Below are 19,330 nucleotides of genomic sequence, written 5' to 3'. Positions count from 1 at the left end.
TGCCGCGATGCACCATACTGCGCAGTATTGACTTCCCTTCGAAGCACTCCATACTAGCAAGTATGGTTACGTCCCCTACTTCCGCTGCATTCCATGATCTGCGCCTGGACGCAGCCCATGGTGCGCGGCTGGCGGCCACCGCCAGCGACCACGGCCGTCGCGGCCGGGTGCTGTTCGCGCACGGCTTCGGCCAGACCCGGCACGCCTGGAACGCCACTGCCCGGGCCCTGTCCGCGGCCGGCCTGCAGACTCTGGCCTACGATGCGCGCGGCCATGGCGACTCGGACTGGAATGCCGCCGGGCTGCCCTACCACGGCGAACAGTTCGCCGATGACCTGATCGTGCTGGCCGGTGAGCAGCCGCGTCCGCCGGTGCTGGTGGCAGCCTCGATGGGCGGCCTGTTCGGCCTGCTGGCCGAATCGCGCTGGCCGGGCCTGTTCTCGGCGATGGTGCTGGTGGACATCACCCCGCGCTGGGATACCGCCGGCGTCGAACGCATCCTGGCCTTCATGACCGCCCATCCCGATGGCTTCGCCTCGCTGACCCAGGCCGCCGACGTGATCTCGGCCTACCTGCCGCACCGTCCGCGCAAATCCGAACAGTCGCTGCGCGCACTGCTGCGCGAGGACGATCACGGGCGCTGGCGCTGGCACTGGGACCCGCGGCTGGTGGCCGAACTGGCCCGCGACAGCGAACAGCACCAGGACGCGCTGGCCGAGGCCGCACGCCAGGTGAAGTGCCCGCTGCTGCTGGTCAGCGGCGGCCGCAGCGACCTGGTCACGCCGCAGACCGTGGCCGAATTCCTGGCGCTGGCGCCGCACGCGCGCCATGTGCAGCTGCCGCAGGCCACGCATATGGTCGCCGGCGATGACAACGACGCCTTTACCGCTACTGTGTTGGACTATCTGGACGTGTTGCCCGCAGCGGATGCTGCAGCTTCGTCCGCCACAAACGAGCACGTCACCGGAGCACGCTCATGAGCATCGTTCTTCCCTTCCTCGCCCTGCTGCTGGCAGGCGCGTTCGTCGCCTACCACCGCATGCGGCTGGTTACCTGGACGCTGATCAGCGTGGCCCTGCTGGCCGCCTGCTGGTTCATTCCCTACGTCAGCCAGACCGCCACGATTGTGGCCGCCGCCGTGCTGGCGGTGATCGCCGTGCCGCTGCTGCTGCCGTTCATCCGCAAGCCGCTGCTGACCGGCCCGATGATGAAGGTGTTCCGCAAGGTGCTGCCTCCGCTGTCGCAGACCGAGCGCATCGCGCTGGAAACCGGATCGGTCGGTTTCGAGGGCGAGCTGTTCACCGGTGATCCGGACTGGAACATCCTGCTCAACTATCCCAAGCCGCAGCTGACCGCCGAAGAACAGGCCTTCCTGGATGGGCCGGTCGAAGAGCTGTGCACCATGGTCAACGACTGGGAAATCACCCACGTCCACGCCGACCTGCCGCCGGAACTGTGGGCCTTCATCAAGAAGAACAAGTTCTTCGGCATGATCATTCCGAAGGAATACGGCGGCCTGGGCTTCTCCGCGCTGGCCCACCACAAGGTGATCCAGAAGCTGGCCTCGGTGTCCTCGGTGGTCAGCTCCACCGTGGGCGTGCCGAACTCGCTGGGCCCGGGTGAACTGCTGGTGCACTACGGCACCCAGGAACAAAAGGACCAGTACCTGCCGCGCTTGGCCGATGGCCGCGAAGTGCCCTGCTTCGGCCTGACCGGCCCGTTCGCCGGCTCCGACGCCACCTCCATTCCCGACTACGGCATCGTCTGCAAGGGCGAGTGGAACGGCGAGCAGGTGCTCGGCGTCAAGCTGACCTTCGACAAGCGCTACATCACCCTGGCCCCGGTCGCTTCGCTGATCGGCCTGGCCTTCCGCATGTACGACCCGGACGGCCTGATCGGCGATACCCGCGATATCGGCATCACCCTGGGCCTGCTGCCGCGCGACACCGCCGGTGTTGAAATCGGCCGTCGCCACTTCCCGCTGAACTCGACGTTCCAGAACGGCCCGATCCGCGGCAAGGATGTGTTCATTCCGCTGACCCAGCTGATCGGTGGCGCGGCCATGGCCGGCAAGGGCTGGAACATGCTCAACGAGTGCCTGGCCGTGGGCCGCTCGATCACCCTGCCCTCCACCGCCAGCGGCGGTGCCAAGGCCGGTGCTGCCGTGACCGGCGCCTATGCCCGCATCCGCAAGCAGTTCGGCCTGTCGGTGGGCCGCTTCGAAGGCGTGGAAGAAGCACTGGCCCGCATCGGCGGCAAGGCCTACAAGATCAGCGCGCTGTCACAGGCCACCGCCGCCGCGGTTGACCGTGGTGACGTGCCGTCGGTGCCGTCGGCGATCGCCAAGTACCACTGCACCAACATGAGCCGCGAAGTGATCTCGGACATGATGGACGTGATCGGCGGCAAGGGCATCATCCTGGGGCCGCGCAACTTCGCTGGCCGCAGCTGGCAGGCCGCGCCGATCGCGATCACCGTGGAAGGCGCCAACATCATGACCCGCAGCCTGCTGATCTTCGGCCAGGGTGCGATCCTCTGCCACCCGTGGGTGCTGAAGGAAATGAAGGCTGCGCAGGATCCGGATACCCGTGCCGGCCTGCAGGACTTCGACCGCAACCTGTTTGGCCACATCCGCTACGGCATCTCCAACGCCGTGCGTTCGTTCTGGTTCGGCCTGACCGGCGCACGTTTCGGTGCCGCCCCGGGCGACGCCTACACCCGCCGCTACTTCCGCAAGCTGGACCGTTACTCGGCCAACCTGGCGCTGATGGCCGACATCTCGATGATGACCCTCGGCGGCAAGCTGAAGTTCAAGGAATCGCTGTCCGGCCGCCTGGGCGATGTGCTGAGCCATGTCTACATGACCAGCGCCATGCTCAAGCGCTACCACGACGAAGGCGCACCGCAGGCCGACCAGCCGCTGCTGGCCTGGGCCTTCCATGACAGCGTGCACAAGATCGAAGAGTCGCTGTCAGCCGCCCTTCGCAACTTCCCGATCCGTCCGATCGGCTGGCTGATGTGGGCGCTGATCTTCCCGCTGGGCCGTCGTGCCGAGGCCCCGGGAGACCGCCTGAGCCGTCGCGTTGCTGCCCTGCTGATGGCGCCGAATGAAGCGCGTGATCGTCTGGCCAGCGGCGTATTCCTGACCCCGTGCGAGAACAACCCGGGTGGCCGCATCAACAGCTACCTGAGCAAGGCGATCATGGCCGAGCCGGTGGAGCGCAAGTTCCTGAAGGCGCTGAAGAGCAAGGGCATCGAGGCGCTGGACTTCAAGGCGCAGCTGGACGAGGCCGTGGCCGAAGGCGTGATCACCCAGGACGAGCGCAGCCTGCTGGAAGAACTGCGCACGCTGACCCTGGACACCATCACCGTGGACGACTTCGACACCCACGAACTGCGCGCGGCCAGCTACTACGACCGCCAGCACAAGGACCCGCATTCGCAGGCGGCCTGATCGCCTGGAACATGCGTTGCCTTCGACGGCGGGCCTCGGCCCGCCGTCGTTCTATCCGACGACCGGAATTTCACCATGTCCACGCCCCTGCTCTCGCTCTACCACCGCCTGCAGCACTGGCCTGCCGGCAACTGGCTGTTCTCGCGCGCGGTGTGCCTGAAGGCCCCCTACTTCGCCAGCATCGCGCCGCGCATCACCCGCCTGGAGCACGGCCGCTGCGAAGGCACGCTGGCCGACCGTCGCAAGGTACGCAACCACATCGGCACGGTGCATGCGATCGCGATGTGCAACCTGGCCGAGCTGACCGCCGGGCTCATGGTCGATGCATCGCTGCCCAAGGGCATGCGCTGGATTCCGAAGGGCATGCAGGTGCAGTACCTGGCCAAGGCGCGCGGCACGCTGCAGGCAGTGGCGCTGCCGGCGCAGCCGATCGTGGCGGCGGCCCAGGGTTACGCGCTTCCGGTGACGGTGAGTGTGCGCGATCGCGCGGGGACGGAGGTGTTCAGCGCGGTGATCGACATGTGGATGTCGCCGGCGAAGTCGAAGTAGTGTTCCGGCGAACGGCGCAGCCCCTCGTGGGTGGACGGTGGATCGCGAAAAGCGCTGGCTTGGCTGGGGGCGGTGGGTACGCGGGGGACGCCGTAAACCCGTCCATGGGGGCTTGGCCGCGGCATCCATGCCGCGGACACCCCCGCGTACCCACCGCCCCCAGCCTCTGACAGTTCTCTGTGGCGTCCACCCACGCAAGAGAAAAAAGAAGGGCAAGAGCAAAAGCAAAAGCGGCCCTTCGGCCGCTTTTTTCGTGCGCGCAGAACCCACGAGCGCAGCGACCCGCTGTTGCTCTTGATCTTCTTTTTCTTCTCCGTGGGCTGGCCGCACACGGAACCTGTCAGGGGTGTGGCGGGTGGGCCGTGCAGGGGCGTTGGCGCCATGGATGGCGCCATCGAGCTTACATGGACGTACTTGCAGCGTCCCCTGCACGGCCCACCCGCCACACCCAACACATGACAAGCTCTACGCGTCCAACCCACGAGGGGCTGCGCCGTTGGCTGGGAACTACGCCACCGCGCGAAGGACCAACGCCAGGATCGCCGGCACCGCCTGGATCATGAAAATGCGCCGGCTCACGCTGTAGGCGCCATAGCACCCGGCCACCACCACGCAGGCCAGCGAGAACGTCACCAGCACCGGCTGGTCGATTACCAGGCCCACCACGATGCCCGCCGCCAGGAAGCCGTTGTACAGCCCCTGGTTGGCTGCCAGCACGCGTGTGGTCTCCGCCTTCTCCGGCGTGTTGCGGAACGTCTTCAGGCCCAGCGGACGGGTCCACAGGAACATCTCCAGCACCAGGAAATACAGGTGAAGCATTGCGACCAGCACGGTCAACAACAAGGCAATCAAGCTCATATCAAGTCCGACCTCTGCAGGGAATTCCGATCAACGCTGCGTTGCTCCTTTCGGCACCCATCCCCTCCTGGGCGTGCCATCGGGATGGGGTAACGTCCACGGGCCCATCCCAGACTCTTCCAATGGCGAGAATTCTTCAACAGCCAGTGGCAGGAACTCGAACTTGCGCATATGCACCCTGGGATGCTCCGAGAGCTGCTCCAATGCGCCCCACTCCCGTCCCCCTTGTCCCGTGACCCGGACGATCGCAATCTGGACCCTGCGATAGCGACGGAGCAGGCGCGTGATGACGTGACAGCAATCCTCGCAGGGCCGTCGCTCTGTAAAGAGGTACACCACGCCTTCGATCCGCCTCCAGAACGAAAATCGATAAAGGCGCCGCATTGCCAGGTCGAAGTAGTTCAAGAGCAGGAATTCCGAGTCGTGATAGACCTTCTCGCTGCGCAGTTCCTCCGATCGCTTCTGCGCGATCCGTGATCGCGCTGCCGCCCGGGGGCTGTCCAAACGACGGGTGGGGCGCCTGAACGCTTGCTGGAAACGAGGCCTAAACCGCGGCGCAGTCAACTGGGGAACGCTGCTGAGCCATGATTCGGGCTCCAGATCGTTGCCTCTACGCAACACATTCAGCCTTCCCCGCCGCGTACAGGTAAGGACATCAAACTCCAGCTCCCGGCGGGCAACCTTGATCATCCTTGCCAACGCCCGGGAGCTTGGTCCAACCACGTCTGAGAGGATGAGCCGATCACCGAAGCGGCGCGCGGCAAAATTCACCAGCCCCAGATTGCCCTTCAGCGGCCTTCCAATACCCTCCTGTCCGGAGAGCGCGTCGGATATCAGCGTTCTCTCCAAAGCTCCCTTGCGAAGCCGGCTGACCAGGTCAAATGCATGGAATGCCCATGCTTCCAGCTGGTCTTCATCCAGCGCCTGCCGCTGCGCACTCCTGTTGGACATTTCCATCTCCCGCTTCCAATGCAATCAATGCAATCCATGATCCTGCCCGAGTCCGTCGGCTCGCAGCAGCGGCCCGCCATCGCCGGGTCAGCGGTCGCGTGGCAGTTTCTTTTCTTCGCGCAGCACGCCAAACGCGGCAGCGGTCATGCACGCGGCCACCAGCATGCCGCCGATGAACACCACGTGCGAGCCAAACAATGACAGGCCCTTGTGCACCCATGCGAAGCTCAGGTCGGCACCGCGGTAGACCACCGTGTCGATCGCCGCACCGGCCTTGTAGCGCCACTGCCGGTCCACACGGGTGTAGATCGTCTCGCGCGCGGGCTTGGCCAGCGCGAATTCGCTGGCGCGGGTCATCACCTGCACCACCGCCACCATCAGCGGCATCGGCGAGGCGGCCAGCACCGAGAAACCGATCAGGATCGCGAAGCCGGGAATCAACAGTGCCGGGGCGATGCCGTGGCGCGACAGCAGCCAGCGGGTCAGCGCCAGCTGCATCAGCAGTGCCAGCGCATTCACTGCCAGGTCGATGCGTGAGAAGAACGCGGTACTGGCCGCCGGGTCGGTGAACGCCGCGCGCACGATGGCTGCCTGCTGGTTGTACAGCAACGTGCCCACACCCACGCCGAACACCACCATGATCGCCAGCCAGCGCAGCAACGGCTCGCGCACGATCAGCTTCAGTCCATCCAGGATGCTGCCGCCCATCGGCTGCTCGCCGGAGACCAGCTGCTGCTCGCGCTCACGCAACACCGCCCAGTGCCGCAGCCGCCAGATGCACAGCAGGCACACCAGCAGGAACCCGGCCGAGACCAGCATCAGGTTGGCGATGCCCACGCGCTGCACCAGCGCGCTGGTGATCAACGGGCCGAGGAAAGCGCCGACGGTGCCGGCCGCACCGATGTAGCCGTACCAGGCGCGCGCCTGTGCATTGGAGAACACATCGGCCATGAAGCTCCAGAACACCGCCACCGCGAACAGGTTGAAGACGGTGATCCAGAAGAAGAACGCCATGCCCCGACCGGGTACGCCGCTGTCGAACAGCGCGTAGAACCCCAGCAGGGTGAGGATGAAGAAGCCGTACACCGCCGGCAGGAACACCCGGCGTGGGAAGCGGCTGACCAGCCAGCCGTACACCGGCTGCAGTACCAGCATGATCACGAACACGCAGGAGAACAGGAACTGCAGCACGAAGTCCTTCAGCGCGATGCCGTGGCTGGCGAACCAGGCAATCAGCACCGGCGGGAACACGGTTTCCAGGTCCGCCGAGGCGGCCATGGCCTCGCGCACCGGGCGCAGCACGTAGTAGCCGCTGAGCAGGCAGAAGAAGTACAGGAACGACCACCACAGCGCGGGCGACTCGCGCAGCGCCACCGTCAGCCCCCGCAGCGGCCCCTTGACCGGCGTCGCGCTCACGCAGCGCCCCTCGCCCACAGACGGCGGTTGGACAGCGGCATGGCAGGCTCCGGGGCGGTGAAGCGCGTACGTTAGCCAATGCACTGCAACATCGCCAGCACGGCACGCCATTCCCGCTGCTGGGAGACACCCGTAACGGCCTCGGATGACACGTTCGGATACACACTTTCGGAGCGTCAAAATTCCAACTTTTTCAACGAGATGCGCATTCATCTTCGCTTTGTTTGTGCACAGGGGAAAAGCGGCGCTAGAATCGCCATCAGCAGTCGCGCACGGGTCCAACCGATGAAAAAGAACAGCCTGCGTCGTCCGATCCGTTCGGCGGCCACCGGTTTGCTGGGCATGTTGATGCCCGTTGCCTTGTCCACCACCGCGCAGACCCCGCCGGCGTTGCCACCGATGCCGGCCAACATCGAATCCGCTGCGGCCAGCGCCGTCGCCCACACCCAGCCGGCGGCGTACCGCACCGGCCTGGTGCCGCAGGTGCAGGCCCCGGCCGCCGGCTTCAACGTCGCCAACATCGAGTCGATGGCGCAGCAGCTCACCTATGGCGAGCGCGTGCCGGGCATGGCGGTGGCCATCGTGCAGGGCGGCCGCATCCTCAGCGCGCGCGGTTATGGCGTCACCGACGTCAACAATCCGCTGCCGGTCGATGCGCACACCGTGTTCCGCCTGGCCTCGTTGTCCAAGGCCTTTGCCGGCACCATGGCCGGTCTGCTGGTGAACGATGGCACGCTGCGCTGGGACAGCAAGGTCACCGACTACGTGCCGGGCTTCCGTCTGAACTCGCCCGAAGCCACCGACCGCCTCACCGTGGCCGACGTGCTCAGCCACCGTGTCGGCCTGCCCTACAACGCCTACGACCGCGACATCGAAGGCAACGCCGAGTACTACTCGCTGACCCAGAAGCTGGCCAACACCAGCCTGAAGTGCCTGCCGGGCGACTGCTACGCCTACCAGAACGTGGCCTTCAGCCTGATCGGCGACGTCGTCTATGCGGCCTCGGGCAGCTTCTACGAGCAGTCGGTCGAACGCCGCATCTTCAAGCCGCTGGGCATGAACGATGCCAGCCTCGGCCTGGCCGGCATCCAGGCCAGCTCGCGCTGGGCGCGTCCGCACGTGCGCAGCCGCAACGGCTGGGTTTCGCTGACGCCGAAGCCGACCTACTACCGTGTCGCCCCGGCCGCCGGCGTCAACGCCAGCGCCAGCGACATGGCGCAGTGGCTGCTGGCCCACACCGGCCATCGCCCCGACGTGCTGCCCGCACCGCTGCTGGCCACCCTGCATTCAAGCCTGATCAACACCCCCGGCGAGATGCGTTCGGGCTGGCGCCGCGAGCGCCTGCATTCGGCCGGCTACGCGCTGGGCTGGCGCACCTTCGACTACGCCGGCCACGATGTGGTGTTCCATGCCGGTGCGGTGCAGGGCTATCGCGGTCTGGTCGCGCTGGTGCCGGAACGCGACCTGGGCATCGCGATCATGTGGAACGGCGAAAGCGGCCTGCCCAGTGGCCTGCTGCCGACCGTGCTCGATTCGGCGCTCGGCCTGCCGGCGCACCGCTGGCTGGATGTCGATACCGATTTCGGCAGCGACAACCTGATGGCCGAGGGTGCAAGCCCTGCACAGCAGGACAAGCGCAAGGGCAAGGGCGCCTCGAGCAACCGCGCGGTGGCCTCGCCGCGCTGATCAGGCGGGCTCGGCCGCAGACATCAAGGGCGACCTGCGGGTCGCCCTTTTTTTTGTTGTTTTTTGTAGAGCCGAGCCATGCCCGGCTAATGCGCGAAGTAGTGCATGCCACCATCCACCGGAATCACCGCGCCGGTGATGTAGCCGGCCAGCGGCGAGGCCAGGAAAGCCACCAGCGGCGCCACTTCCTCCGGCTCGCCAAAGCGCCCGATCGGAATGTTGCGCGCAATGAACGTGCGTCGGCTTTCCTCGGTAGGGTGCAGGCGGTCGAGGATCTGCGGACTGTTGATCCGTCCCGGCGCAATCGCATTCACCGTGATGCCCTGCGCGGCCACCTCGGACGACAGGCCCTTGCTCCACAGATGCAGCGCCGCCTTCGCCGCCGTGGCCGCATTCACCGCGCGCGGCTCCATCGAACCACTGAAGTTGATCACCCGCCCCCAGCCCTGTGCCTGCATCGCGGGCAGCAATGCCTGGGTCATCCGCCGTGCTGCAGAGAAGTTCAGCGCCACAGCCTCCTCCCAGACCGCGTCGGCGGCATCCACCGTGGTCGGCCGCGAACCACCGGCCGCGTTGACCAGGATGTCCACCCGCTGCAGCGCACCCAGGGCTGCGTCGGCGATGCGGCGCACGTCCCCGGCGTCGGTGACATCGCCCAGCAGGATGATCGGCGCCGCCCCACCCGCCGCTTCGATCTCTGCCGCCAGCGCCTGCAGTGGTTGTGCACGCCGCGCACTGATCGCAACGCGTACCCCCTGTGATGCCAGCCTCCTGGCGACAGCAGCACCGATGCCACTGCCGGCACCGGTGACCAGCGCGGTACGTCCTTCAAGATCCAGATCCATGATGTTCTCCCAATCGCCCGCCGGCACCTCCGGCGCGTGCCCTGCATGCTGTTTGATCACCCCCGATTGATAAACTCCGCGCAGGTTTCAGCATTCAACACCCGGAGTGTCAGATGAACCTGCTGGAGAGCATGCAGGTCTACGTGCTGATCGTGGACAAGGGCAGCCTGAGCGCGGCGGCGGAGGCGATGGACATCTCCGCCACGATGGCCGGCAAGCACCTGCGTGCACTGGAGGCGCGACTGGGCATGCAGCTGCTGAGCCGCACCACGCGACGCCAGCACATGACCGCGTTCGGTGAGGACTACTACACGCGCTGCCGGGAGATCCTGCGCCTGGTGGAAGAGACCGATGCACAGGCCCAGCACCAGCAGCTGGCGCCGGCAGGCACATTGCGCATCAGTGCACCGGTGATCTTCGGCACGCATGCGCTGGTACCGGCGCTTGCCGACTACATGGCGCGCTACCCGGAGGTGCAGGTCGAGGCGACACTGACCGACCGCGTGGTCGACCTCACCGAAGAAGGCTTCGAAGCCGCCTTGCGCATCGGCACACTGGCCGACAGCAGCGAGCTGGTGGCGCAGCCACTGGCGCCCTACCGGTTGATGATGTGTGCATCGCCTGGATACCTCGCCCGGCACGGGACACCGCACACCGCGCAGGACCTTGCCGGGCACCAGTGCCTTTCTTTCGAACCCACCGCGCTGGCCCAGTGGCTGCAGGCCGCACCTGGCGGGCTCGAGCGTGTGCCGGGCGGCCGGCTCCAGATCAACAACGGCGAAGCGCTGCGCGCAGCAGCACTGCACGGGCTGGGCATCGTGCTGCAGTCGGCGTTGCTGCTGGCCGCGGACGTGGAAGCCGGGCGACTGGTGCAGCTGCTGCCCGGCCATGGCCACGCCGGCAGACCGATGCATGTGGTCTACGCCCACGACCGTTACCGCTCCACCCGCCTGCGCAGCTTCCTGGCGTTCCTGGCCGAGCGCTTCCCGCCGGAGGGCAGCGCCTTCGGCACCGATACACGCCCATAAAAAAACCCCCTCCCCGCTGGGCAGCCGGGGAAGGGGGTTTCAGGATGCGGATCCCTCGCCAGACGAGACTGCCTGACGATCTGATCCAATCTCGCAGTCACGGTCTTTGAGTGGAAGCCTGCCGTGGTCGAAACGCTATTCCACAGCTTCAGAGAGAAGTCGATCCCTTTCAACCTGCCCAACAATAGCCTTGAGGTCTTCCTTGGATACCTCAATCGCCCGTCCTCCTGCGATACGGATCACCCGATCAGCGCTGAGTATGGTTTCAGGCCGGTGTGCAATTACCAGCCTCGTTACCCCCAAGGCGGAGAGGTTGCGCCCTAGAATCCGTTCCGCCTCCAGATCCAAATGGCTCGTCGCCTCATCGAGCAAAAGAATCTTCGACTTCCGATAAAGCGCTCTGGCCATATAAATGCGTTGTTTCTGCCCTCCGGACAATGCAGACCCCATGTCACCGACCGTCGTTTCATAGCCCATGGGCATACGAACAATATCCTCGTGGATGAACGCAAACCTGGCTGCACACTCGACATCATTCGCCGAAGCAGAGGAATCGAAGAATGAGATATTGTCCGCTATCGTCCCAGCAAACAAGCAATCTTCCTGCAAAACTGCAGCGAAGCACTCACGACGCCTGGCTGGCTCGACCTTAGCAAGATCAACCCCTCCAATCCGGACTTCACCCGAAGTCGGCCGAATCAATCCAAGAATTATCTTTGCAAGCGTTGTCTTTCCGCATCCCGACGCACCAATTATCGCCACAGACTCTCCGTCAGAAACACTGAAAGAGCACCCATCAAGCACCCAGTCGAGGTCATCGGAATATCTAAAAGATAAGTTTTTTATCTCGATCCCGTACTCACCAGAAGGTAACCTAGCCAGGGCACCTGAATGCTCTGGAGGCTCCACAGCAATATCGGAGATCCTGTTCAGATGGACTCGAAGAAGGCCGAAATCTGCGACCCTATCAATCAACGCCCCCACTCTTGCGCAGAACATATCAGCGTAGGCAACAAACGCAACCAGCATACCCGCCGAAAACTGCCCCTTCATCGCCACAAGAGCGGCTACCACAACAAGCACTATCCGCTGAGCAGAAAATATTGATTTTGAGGCAACCAGAAAAACTGACGATACCGCACCGATCCTGGCATCGCGAGCCGACACTTCAAATGTGGCACTCTCAAACTGCGCGCGCCTCATCCCTTCCTTGTTGGCCAGCTTAAGGGTTTGCATGCCGCGAATGGACTCAATCAAGGTGGACTGCTGTAACGCGAAGTGGACAAGCTGCTCCTCCTTGACCCGCAACATGCTTCGATGCGACGCCCATCGAATTGCGCCATAGAATCCCACCGAAGCTGCGACAATTGCTGTCAACGTCGGACTGTACATGTAGAGAACTATAACAATCAGCAGAGCCGTCAAGCCATCCAATATCGCTTCAACCAGATTTCCAGTAAGTGTCTGCTGAACAACCTGCACCGAAACGAATCTTGAAAGCACTCCGCCAACCGTACGCCTCTCTATATAGCCAACCGGTAGCCGAAGAAGGTGACTGAAGAGGTTGGTTATCCATTGTGCGCTGAATGACGATCCAACATATGCGACCAACCATGCTCGAGCAGCACCAAACGCCGCTTGCAGGAGCACTATTACGGAGAATCCAATCCCAACAAGAAAAAGCATGTCAACCGCACCGGATATCAAGACTCCATCTAGAACCAATTGAACGAAAAGCGGCATCACCAATACAAGAAGTTCCAGCAACAGGGAAATAGCCCCAATCTGCAGCGCGGCTTTCCCCAGCCCAGTGACCCTTCCTACAAGTCTAGACAATGGTACATTCTCTACCGGAACACGTCTTCCAGATTCAATCGGCGCCGACATCTCGAGCGCAATTCCGGTGAATCTGTCACTAACCTCTTTGTACCCAAGGCTAACTCGGCCGCAAGCGGGGTCGTGGATCACAACCCCCTTTCGGGTCACCTCTTTCAGCACTACAAAATGATTCATGTCCCAGTGCAAAACAGCCGGCAGCATCAAGTCCTTCAACCCATCCAGCTCAACTCGCAATGCACGAGGATTCAACCCCAACTCCGAACTTATGCCTATCAGTTTCGATAATCCTGCCCCAAGCTGCGAAGTGCCGTATCGTTCACGCAGACCAACCAAACTTGCACCGACACCATGAAAGCTGGCTATCATAGCGATGCAGGCAATTCCACATTCGGCAACCTCATTCTGATGGAACAGGGGAAGCCTTCTACCGAATCTCAGCATATTCACAGCCGCTTCGTCTCCGCAGTCTCACGCGTGCCCGAGTCCCGAAGGACCAGATCAATTACTCTCCTTCTAGCCAGTTTCACATCCGCATCCACCTTCATTCCAGGCTTCAAGCGAATGGGGGAACGGCCTTCCGCACTACGCACTACACCCGGCTCATCGAGCGCAACCAAAGTCCTATAGGATGGCTCGGAAACCATTACCCCGCTTCTAAGCTGTATTTCCATTGGCTCCAGCGCGCTTTCCGCAAGTCCAACTACATGACCATTTTGGATGCCGTAGACTTGATAAGGATGCCCCGAGAACCTTAGGCTCACGGTGTCACCCGGCTCTACATTTGCAGCAGCACGACTTCCCAACCAAAGTTCCACTTCCAAATGGGAACCCTCGGGAATAATGGAAAGCAATCTCTGGCCTTCCTTGACGGATTGGCCTGGACCTACGGCCATTCCAACGACTCTGCCAGCCGAAGGTGCAACGAGAGCTATGTTCTTCTGAACCCGGTTACGCAGCCTGGCTTGAGCCAAATCCGAGATTGCACGATGCAGCGAGTCTCGCTTTCGTCCAGCATCCAGTGAAATTGACGCAGCCTTCGACTGAGCATCTTTGAGTTGCGCGCGCAGCGCGAACAGCTCTTGCCTCACGGCCTCTACCGCAGCCCCCTTCTCAAGTGAATCGCTCTCATACTGCTGGAACTGCAGAGCGGTAACCACTTGACTATGTTCGAGCGGACGAATTCTGTCAAAAGTAGATCGAGCTCGTTCCGCCTGCCTCTCCTTTATGCGCAGCTGAGACTCAGTCAGCGCTATTCGATCCTCCACTACCGTCAGTTGACGCTCTGCTGCCTGTAGCTCAATGGACTGCTCAGCATCTAGTGAAGAAATCTCAGATGTCAGTTTCGCGTGCTGGCGCACGAGCTCATTATTCAGTACATCCTCAATACTGCCACGATCATCTCCTGGAACATACGTTGCAGAAGACACCTCCATCAAGCGTTGACCGACAGCAACACTGTCCCCCTCTTTCACCAGAACGAGTGTGATCGCGCCAGAAGAAGTTGCAGGAACATTCAACAGTCCAAGGCTGGGAACCACCCGCCCTTCGGCCTTCTCCCGTGGCGTGTAGTGGGCAAAGAATACAATTAACACGATCAGAAGAAACATGACCAAAGACAAAGCAAAGCTGATACGACCGAAACGAGGCGGTTGAACTCTAACCCTCCCCATCCACCTTTCGGCTCTCGCGGCCCTGACCTCATCTCTGAAGAGATTATTCATTGTGACTGGACAGGTAAGAAACGTACGGAGAATCCATCCCTTCAGAGACTTCAAATTCCGAGCGCCAGTCCAGATAGCAATCATCACCTCTATATGCCGCGAGCGACATCATGCTTGGCGGAGCAATGATTTCATAGTCGGGTCGTCCCTGCACAAAGAGACTTGTGAAGCACGCGAGAAGTGGCAACTCGGGCACACACTCCTCAATATGTAAAAACTGCCCCCCTTGATTGATCTCAAAGAAATACACGTCACCATTCTCATCAACACCAAGATCAATGGCCCCATAAACCAACCCAAGCTCCGTCATTAGGTCACTTATTTTTTGGGAGAGCGCCACTGATAGTGATATCGATCGAATATCCGAATCCGTTTCATAAATTGCACCACGCCAATCAACGTGCCCGCTCTTACTTGACATCCGGACAGCAAACTGACGTCGACCGATAACCGTGACACGCAACTCATACCTTTTCGAGATCTTCTTCTGATATATCCCAGGTGCAATCTCAATAGCACGATCATCAGAAAGCATACTCGCAACGACCTCTTGAGCCGCCGTGATTCGCCTCGAACCACAGGCAGAATCTACCCAAGCAAACGGGGAAAATGACTTGAACACACACGCACCGTTCGCACTAACGAATTTCCGTATTTCGGCAGGGTCGCTTGAGATGATCGTGCGAGGGATTGAAAAGCCAACCTTGGAGGCAATGAGAAGCTGATATGCCTTACTCTCTGCAGCCATGGCTTCCTTTGGAGAATTCACCCAGAAAGTATTGACGCGGGGTGAGATACTACACACTCCATGTATGTGCTGCCGCCACTGAGCCTCAACAAATTTGATGTCGCTTTCGGATACTGCGTGGGGCAGCGTTATTTCCCCGGGACGCCGAAACCAGACACTATCAATCCTTCGACTTCCCGCTGCAGAAACCTCCACCGCTTCGCCATCAAAAATCAGCGAAACACCGGCCATTTCGGCGACCGACATACTATTTACCAACCTCACAGAGCAACCCATCTTCTCGGCAGAATACTGGACTGCCCGAGCATGAATATCTGAGCCAGGCGCAATTATTATATGCACACCACCCTCCCTGGAAAAAGAAGCCCCAACCGTTCTAGGCCGGGGCTTCCCATATCTAGCTTATGGCTTGAGCCAATGATCGCCGTTGTCGTATATTTGATCAAAGGCGATGGTTCCGGGCAGTGTCCCGCCGCCACCTGCCACCAATTCAATCTCTTCCTGAGTCAACTCTCGCGCCAACTCACGAGCGATTGGCTTGACATATTCAACCTTATTACTCATACCGTCTCCTTCTGGTAGTGATATAGAGTTGCGACGACTGGGACCGTACCATTCAGTCCCGTTTCCGATACTTGCCCATGGATCTGACCAAGTCAAATCCGCACTTGCCCTTCCCGCGACCGGCCTCAATTCCTGCTCCAGGGACTTCTTGGCGCGAGCACAGTCATGTGGTGCTCTGCGCCATTGATTGAGCCTCTTGGCAAATCTACTCGCTCATGAAATGGGTTTTGAAAAGTGACAGCAAGCGGGCTATTAACGACAGCCCTGGTGTTATCGGGCGTTTCTAGCTACGACACACGTCTCAGGTTATCTCTCTGGCGCGCACTTGCAGGGATATCGATCCAGTGGCTCCACATCACGCCGCTCCTCCGGCAGCGAACAGATGCCTCCCCTCCGATGCCCGACGCCCGCATGTCCAGAACTACACCTTCAAGGACGGGCTGCGCCCTGGCGATGAATGAGCCTGATGCAGCTTCATATCCAACGGGAACTGTTGAGCTCGCGAGCCCCTCGCTGGCACTCCCCCTTCAGCCGGAGAAGCTGATGAAGCCCCATCAGGGGGGGGAGCCAAGGCATTGTTGCCTGCACGGGCATCCCCGTTAAGGAGCGGCCCTACGTGCTTCCACGCCATGAGGCCTTGCTGGTACAGGCACCACCCATAAAAAAACCCCCTCCCCGCTGGGCAGCCGGGGAAGGGGGTTTCAGGATGCGGCTATCGGGAAGTACTTAGATCAGCGGCGCCGGGGTTGCCGGCAGAGCGACCGGAGCGGCCTTCTTCTTGCGGGCGGCCGGCTTGCGCTTGGCAACCTTCTTCGCTGCCTTCTTCGGGGCAGCCTTCTTGGTGGCCTTCTTCGCCGTCTTCTTCACTGCCTTCTTGGCGGTCTTCTTTACTGCCTTCTTGGCAGTCTTCTTTACCGCCTTCTTGGCGACCTTCTTGGCCGGCTTGCGGGCCGTTGCCTTCTTGGCAGTCTTCTTGGTGGCCTTCTTGGCTACCTTCTTGACGGCCTTCTTCGCGGTCTTCTTGGCAGCGGACTTCTTGGCTACCTTCTTTGCCGCCTTCTTCACTGCCTTCTTCGCAGTGGTCTTCCGGGCGACCTTCTTCGCAGCCTTCTTCACTGCCTTCTTGGCGGTTGCCTTCTTCGCGACCTTCTTCACTGCCTTCTTGGCAGCGGCCTTCTTCGCGACCTTCTTCACCGCTTTCTTGGCGGTGGGCTTCTTCTTCGCAGCTTTCTTGGTTGCCATGGGATGGCTCCTCGTCAGTGATAGGGAGTTGAAACGCCCAGGTGGATCAAACCCGCGGATGCTGCGTGCGGGGACCGCCGGCGCGTCAGGCGCGCCGTTACGGATGCGGCAATGCCTGCCTCGATCGGCGGAGCAGGCATTGGAACGGGAGTTGCCTTGCGTTTCTCCGGGGGAAGCGGGGCCATGTCCACCGTCATCAGGGTCGCGGTGGTCTTGAAGGGGCTGCTTCGCATCGGACGATTGATTCTGCGCACTCGGTTGGGCAGGCAAGGTCTGCTGAAGCGAAACCTAATCACGGTTTTTTTTACTGTCAACAACCCCCGCGAAAAATTTTCACATCCGCACCATCCCTGGCACCGTCCGCGCCACCGCGCTGCTGCGCCTGCAACGCCCCTTGAAGCGACGCACGCGCGCATCGTGCACCATGACGTCGATCCAGACATTGAACAAAAAACACTTGAAATAAGCACTCTGCGCAGATAGGCGCAGATGCGGCTCGACATCGCGCGTGCGTGCCCGATAGTCGCCCGCACCGCCGCCAACGCCAGCACAACGGCGCCGCAACGGGGGGCGAAAAGTTTTCACATCCGGATGTGCCGACGCGGGGTGGAAACGCGGTTTTGCGCAAAACTGCGCATGCCCATCGGCACCGTTCGTCCGCTCGCTGATACCGCGTCGAGGGTGTGCAGCGAACCGGCCGTCATGAGTCCGACGCGGCGCCAAAACAAAAACGGCCACCCGAAGGTGGCCGTGTCCGAACCGGAAAGCGACGACTCAGTGGTCGTCGTTCTCCAGGGCTTCGGCGTACGCGTCCGGGTCCAGAAGGTCGTTGACCTCATCGGCGTTGGTCAGTTCGACCACGAACATCCAGCCTTCGCCGTAGGCATCTTCGTTGATGGTTTCCGGCTTGTCGGACAGGGCCGAGTTGACCTCGACAACCTTGCCGCTGATCGGGCTGTAGACGTCCGAGGCGGCCTTCACCGACTCGACGACGGCAATCTGTTCGCCGGCCTTGGCGTCGGCCCCGACTTCGGGCAGCTCGACATAGACCAGGTCACCCAGCAGGCCCTGGGCGTGGTCGGAAATACCGACGGTGACGCGGCCATTGCCTTCGACACGGGCCCACTCGTGGGACTTGAGGAACTTGAGGTCGCCGGGGATCTCGCTCATGGGACTGCTCCAGAGATATGCAGGGGTGGAAAAAACGGGGCTAGTGTAACCAACCGGCCGCCACTGCTGTCAGTGACGTCCGGCATGTTTGGATCAGGCGTCGGCAAGCACGCCGGGCTGGGCCTGGCCTTCGCGCACGAACGGGAACTTGACCACGCGCACCGGCACCTGCCGGCCACGGATGTCGACGGTGACATCACCCAGCTCGCCGGCCGGCACGCGGGCGAAGGCGATGCCCTTGGCCAGCGTCGGCGAGAAGGTGCCGGACAGGATCTCGCCCTGGCCGCCGGCGGTGGTCACCGCCTGGCCGTGGCGCAGCACGCCCTTCTCGTCCATCACCAGGCCGATCATCTGGCGTGCGTTGCCGGCGGCCTTCTGCGCTTCCAGCACATCGCGGCCGATGAAGTCGCGGCCTTCGTCCAGCGACACAGTCCAGGCCAGCGCCGCTTCGTACGGGCTGATCTCCTCGTCCATGTCCTGGCCGTACAGGTTCATGCCGGCTTCCAGGCGCAGGGTGTCGCGCGCGCCGAGGCCGGCCGGCTTCACGCCCGCCGCCAGCAGGCGGTTCCAGAACGCGACCACCGCGTCCTGCGGCAGCAGGATCTCGAAGCCATCCTCACCGGTGTAGCCGGTGCGGGCCACGAACAGTTCAACGCCATCGTCGGACTGTGCCTGCAGGGCGGCGAAACGGCCCAGCTTGGCCAGCGCGTCGCGGTCGGCGTCGCGCGCCAGGCCGATCACGCTCTGCCGTGCCTGCGGGCCCTGCACGGCGAGGATGGCCAGGTCCGGGCGCTGCTCGACGCTGACGCCGAACGGTGCCGCCTGCTCGCGCAGCCAGGCCAGGTCCTTCTCGCGGGTGGAGGCGTTGACCACCATGCGGAAGAAGTCATCGCCCAGGTAGTAGACGATCAGGTCGTCGATGACGCCACCGCGCGGATTCAGCATGCACGAGTACAGCGCCTTGCCCGGCACCTTCAGCTTGTCGATCGAGTTGGCCAGCAGGCGGCGCAGGAACGGCTTGACCTGCTCGCCGCGCAGGTCGACCACGGTCATGTGGCTGACGTCGAACACGCCGGCTTCGCGACGCACCAGATGATGCTCATCAAGCTGCGAACCGTAGTGGATGGGCATGTCCCACCCCCCGAAATCGACCATCTTGGCGCCGAGGGCGCGGTGGGTATCGTTGAGCAGCGTCTTCTGGGTCATGACCGGGTCCGGCAGCAGAGGAAACAAGAATCGCCATTATCCCAGATCGGTCG

17 protein-coding genes are annotated in these 19,330 nt (G+C 62.2%); 6 read left to right on the top strand and 11 right to left on the bottom strand.

Annotated elements, in window-relative coordinates; all coding sequences use genetic code 11:
* The first annotated feature begins 62 nt into the window (after positions 1–62).
* From AC5YGJ_RS17265 to AC5YGJ_RS17255, 3 genes are all read left to right on the top strand, one after another.
* Positions 63–980 (top strand): alpha/beta fold hydrolase, encoded by a 918-nt coding sequence (locus AC5YGJ_RS17265; RefSeq protein ID WP_496187245.1) that lies wholly within the window; start codon positions 63–65, stop codon positions 978–980.
* The gene (locus AC5YGJ_RS17260) at positions 977–3,454 is read left to right on the top strand and encodes an acyl-CoA dehydrogenase (protein WP_496187244.1); all 2,478 of its coding nucleotides are present in this window, start codon (positions 977–979) and stop codon (positions 3,452–3,454) included. The genes AC5YGJ_RS17265 and AC5YGJ_RS17260 overlap by 4 nt, the downstream gene beginning before the upstream one ends.
* 75 nt (positions 3,455–3,529) lie before the next feature.
* The gene (locus tag AC5YGJ_RS17255) at positions 3,530–4,003 is read left to right on the top strand and encodes a hotdog fold domain-containing protein (RefSeq protein WP_496187243.1); all 474 of its coding nucleotides are present in this window, start codon (positions 3,530–3,532) and stop codon (positions 4,001–4,003) included.
* A gap of 507 nt (positions 4,004–4,510) precedes the next feature.
* Here AC5YGJ_RS17255 and AC5YGJ_RS17250 read toward each other — a convergent pair.
* From AC5YGJ_RS17250 to AC5YGJ_RS17240, 3 genes are all read right to left on the bottom strand, one after another.
* Positions 4,511–4,861, bottom strand: coding sequence for a DUF1304 domain-containing protein (locus AC5YGJ_RS17250; RefSeq protein ID WP_496187242.1), 351 nt, complete (start codon positions 4,859–4,861; stop codon positions 4,511–4,513).
* Positions 4,862–4,891: 30 nt separating this feature from the next.
* Positions 4,892–5,818, bottom strand: a complete 927-nt coding sequence (locus AC5YGJ_RS17245) for a hypothetical protein (RefSeq protein WP_409460359.1) — start codon at positions 5,816–5,818, stop codon at positions 4,892–4,894.
* An 81-nt stretch (positions 5,819–5,899) separates the two neighbouring features.
* On the bottom strand, positions 5,900–7,228 hold the full coding sequence (locus AC5YGJ_RS17240) for an NTP/NDP exchange transporter (RefSeq protein ID WP_496187241.1): 1,329 nt from the start codon (positions 7,226–7,228) through the stop codon (positions 5,900–5,902).
* Between the two features lie 285 nt (positions 7,229–7,513).
* On the opposite strand from AC5YGJ_RS17240, the gene AC5YGJ_RS17235 reads away from it, so the two are divergent.
* A complete protein-coding gene (locus tag AC5YGJ_RS17235) occupies positions 7,514–8,914 on the top strand; it encodes a serine hydrolase domain-containing protein (protein WP_496187240.1) in 1,401 nt (466 codons plus the stop codon).
* 86 nt (positions 8,915–9,000) lie between these two features.
* Here the strand turns inward: AC5YGJ_RS17235 and AC5YGJ_RS17230 are convergent, their stop codons facing one another.
* Positions 9,001–9,816, bottom strand: coding sequence for an SDR family NAD(P)-dependent oxidoreductase (locus tag AC5YGJ_RS17230; protein WP_345784232.1), 816 nt, complete (start codon positions 9,814–9,816; stop codon positions 9,001–9,003).
* 56 nt (positions 9,817–9,872) lie between these two features.
* On the opposite strand from AC5YGJ_RS17230, the gene AC5YGJ_RS17225 reads away from it, so the two are divergent.
* Complete coding sequence (locus AC5YGJ_RS17225) at positions 9,873–10,787, top strand: LysR family transcriptional regulator (RefSeq protein WP_496187239.1); 915 nt, start codon at positions 9,873–9,875, stop codon at positions 10,785–10,787.
* Between the two features lie 135 nt (positions 10,788–10,922).
* Here AC5YGJ_RS17225 and AC5YGJ_RS17220 read toward each other — a convergent pair whose 3' ends face one another.
* The 5 genes from AC5YGJ_RS17220 to AC5YGJ_RS17200 form a co-directional block, all read right to left on the bottom strand.
* Positions 10,923–13,067 (bottom strand): peptidase domain-containing ABC transporter, encoded by a 2,145-nt coding sequence (locus AC5YGJ_RS17220; RefSeq protein WP_496187281.1) that lies wholly within the window; start codon positions 13,065–13,067, stop codon positions 10,923–10,925.
* A gap of 2 nt (positions 13,068–13,069) precedes the next feature.
* Entirely contained in the window at positions 13,070–14,233 is a 1,164-nt protein-coding gene (locus AC5YGJ_RS17215) for an HlyD family secretion protein (protein ID WP_496187238.1), read from the bottom strand.
* A gap of 106 nt (positions 14,234–14,339) precedes the next feature.
* The gene (locus tag AC5YGJ_RS17210; RefSeq protein WP_496187237.1) at positions 14,340–15,341 is read right to left on the bottom strand and encodes an MvdC/MvdD family ATP grasp protein; all 1,002 of its coding nucleotides are present in this window, start codon (positions 15,339–15,341) and stop codon (positions 14,340–14,342) included.
* Positions 15,342–15,497: 156 nt separating this feature from the next.
* A complete protein-coding gene (locus tag AC5YGJ_RS17205; RefSeq protein ID WP_181358761.1) occupies positions 15,498–15,659 on the bottom strand; it encodes a hypothetical protein in 162 nt (53 codons plus the stop codon).
* Between the two features lie 726 nt (positions 15,660–16,385).
* Positions 16,386–16,853 (bottom strand): hypothetical protein, encoded by a 468-nt coding sequence (locus tag AC5YGJ_RS17200; RefSeq protein ID WP_423172587.1) that lies wholly within the window; start codon positions 16,851–16,853, stop codon positions 16,386–16,388.
* Between the two features lie 159 nt (positions 16,854–17,012).
* Here AC5YGJ_RS17200 and AC5YGJ_RS17195 point away from each other — a divergent pair, with 159 nt between their 5' ends.
* The gene (locus tag AC5YGJ_RS17195; protein ID WP_496187236.1) at positions 17,013–17,384 is read left to right on the top strand and encodes a hypothetical protein; all 372 of its coding nucleotides are present in this window, start codon (positions 17,013–17,015) and stop codon (positions 17,382–17,384) included.
* A gap of 291 nt (positions 17,385–17,675) precedes the next feature.
* On the opposite strand, the gene gcvH is transcribed toward AC5YGJ_RS17195, so the two are convergent.
* Both gcvH and gcvT read right to left on the bottom strand, forming a co-directional pair.
* Positions 17,676–18,071: a glycine cleavage system protein GcvH gene (gene gcvH, locus AC5YGJ_RS17190; RefSeq protein WP_496187235.1), complete on the bottom strand. Its 396-nt coding sequence runs from the start codon at positions 18,069–18,071 to the stop codon at positions 17,676–17,678.
* Positions 18,072–18,164: 93 nt separating this feature from the next.
* Positions 18,165–19,277, bottom strand: coding sequence for a glycine cleavage system aminomethyltransferase GcvT (gene gcvT / locus AC5YGJ_RS17185; RefSeq protein WP_496187234.1), 1,113 nt, complete (start codon positions 19,275–19,277; stop codon positions 18,165–18,167).
* Between the last annotated feature and the right edge of the window lie 53 nt (positions 19,278–19,330).

Source organism: Stenotrophomonas sp. CS3K5 (assembly GCF_059515225.1).
The sequence above is the reverse complement of the archived record's forward strand: the minus strand, read 5'-3'. Positions and strand labels throughout refer to the sequence as shown.

Excerpts from the sequence above, each read along its gene's own strand:
- AC5YGJ_RS17220 (WP_496187281.1), bottom strand. The coding sequence starts at position 13,067 with ATGCTGAGATTCGGTAGAAGGCTTCCCCTGTTCCATCAGAATGAGGTT.
- gcvT (WP_496187234.1), bottom strand. The coding sequence starts at position 19,277 with ATGACCCAGAAGACGCTGCTCAACGATACCCACCGCGCCCTCGGCGCC.
- AC5YGJ_RS17245 (WP_409460359.1), bottom strand. The coding sequence starts at position 5,818 with ATGGAAATGTCCAACAGGAGTGCGCAGCGGCAGGCGCTGGATGAAGAC.
- AC5YGJ_RS17250 (WP_496187242.1), bottom strand. The coding sequence starts at position 4,861 with ATGAGCTTGATTGCCTTGTTGTTGACCGTGCTGGTCGCAATGCTTCAC.
- AC5YGJ_RS17260 (WP_496187244.1), top strand. The coding sequence starts at position 977 with ATGAGCATCGTTCTTCCCTTCCTCGCCCTGCTGCTGGCAGGCGCGTTC.
- AC5YGJ_RS17215 (WP_496187238.1), bottom strand. The coding sequence starts at position 14,233 with ATGTTTCTTCTGATCGTGTTAATTGTATTCTTTGCCCACTACACGCCA.
- AC5YGJ_RS17205 (WP_181358761.1), bottom strand. The coding sequence starts at position 15,659 with ATGAGTAATAAGGTTGAATATGTCAAGCCAATCGCTCGTGAGTTGGCG.
- gcvH (WP_496187235.1), bottom strand. The coding sequence starts at position 18,071 with ATGAGCGAGATCCCCGGCGACCTCAAGTTCCTCAAGTCCCACGAGTGG.
- AC5YGJ_RS17195 (WP_496187236.1), top strand. The coding sequence starts at position 17,013 with ATGCCTGCCTCGATCGGCGGAGCAGGCATTGGAACGGGAGTTGCCTTG.
- AC5YGJ_RS17265 (WP_496187245.1), top strand. The coding sequence starts at position 63 with ATGGTTACGTCCCCTACTTCCGCTGCATTCCATGATCTGCGCCTGGAC.
- AC5YGJ_RS17210 (WP_496187237.1), bottom strand. The coding sequence starts at position 15,341 with ATGTCGGTCGCCGAAATGGCCGGTGTTTCGCTGATTTTTGATGGCGAA.
- AC5YGJ_RS17255 (WP_496187243.1), top strand. The coding sequence starts at position 3,530 with ATGTCCACGCCCCTGCTCTCGCTCTACCACCGCCTGCAGCACTGGCCT.
- AC5YGJ_RS17225 (WP_496187239.1), top strand. The coding sequence starts at position 9,873 with ATGAACCTGCTGGAGAGCATGCAGGTCTACGTGCTGATCGTGGACAAG.
- AC5YGJ_RS17235 (WP_496187240.1), top strand. The coding sequence starts at position 7,514 with ATGAAAAAGAACAGCCTGCGTCGTCCGATCCGTTCGGCGGCCACCGGT.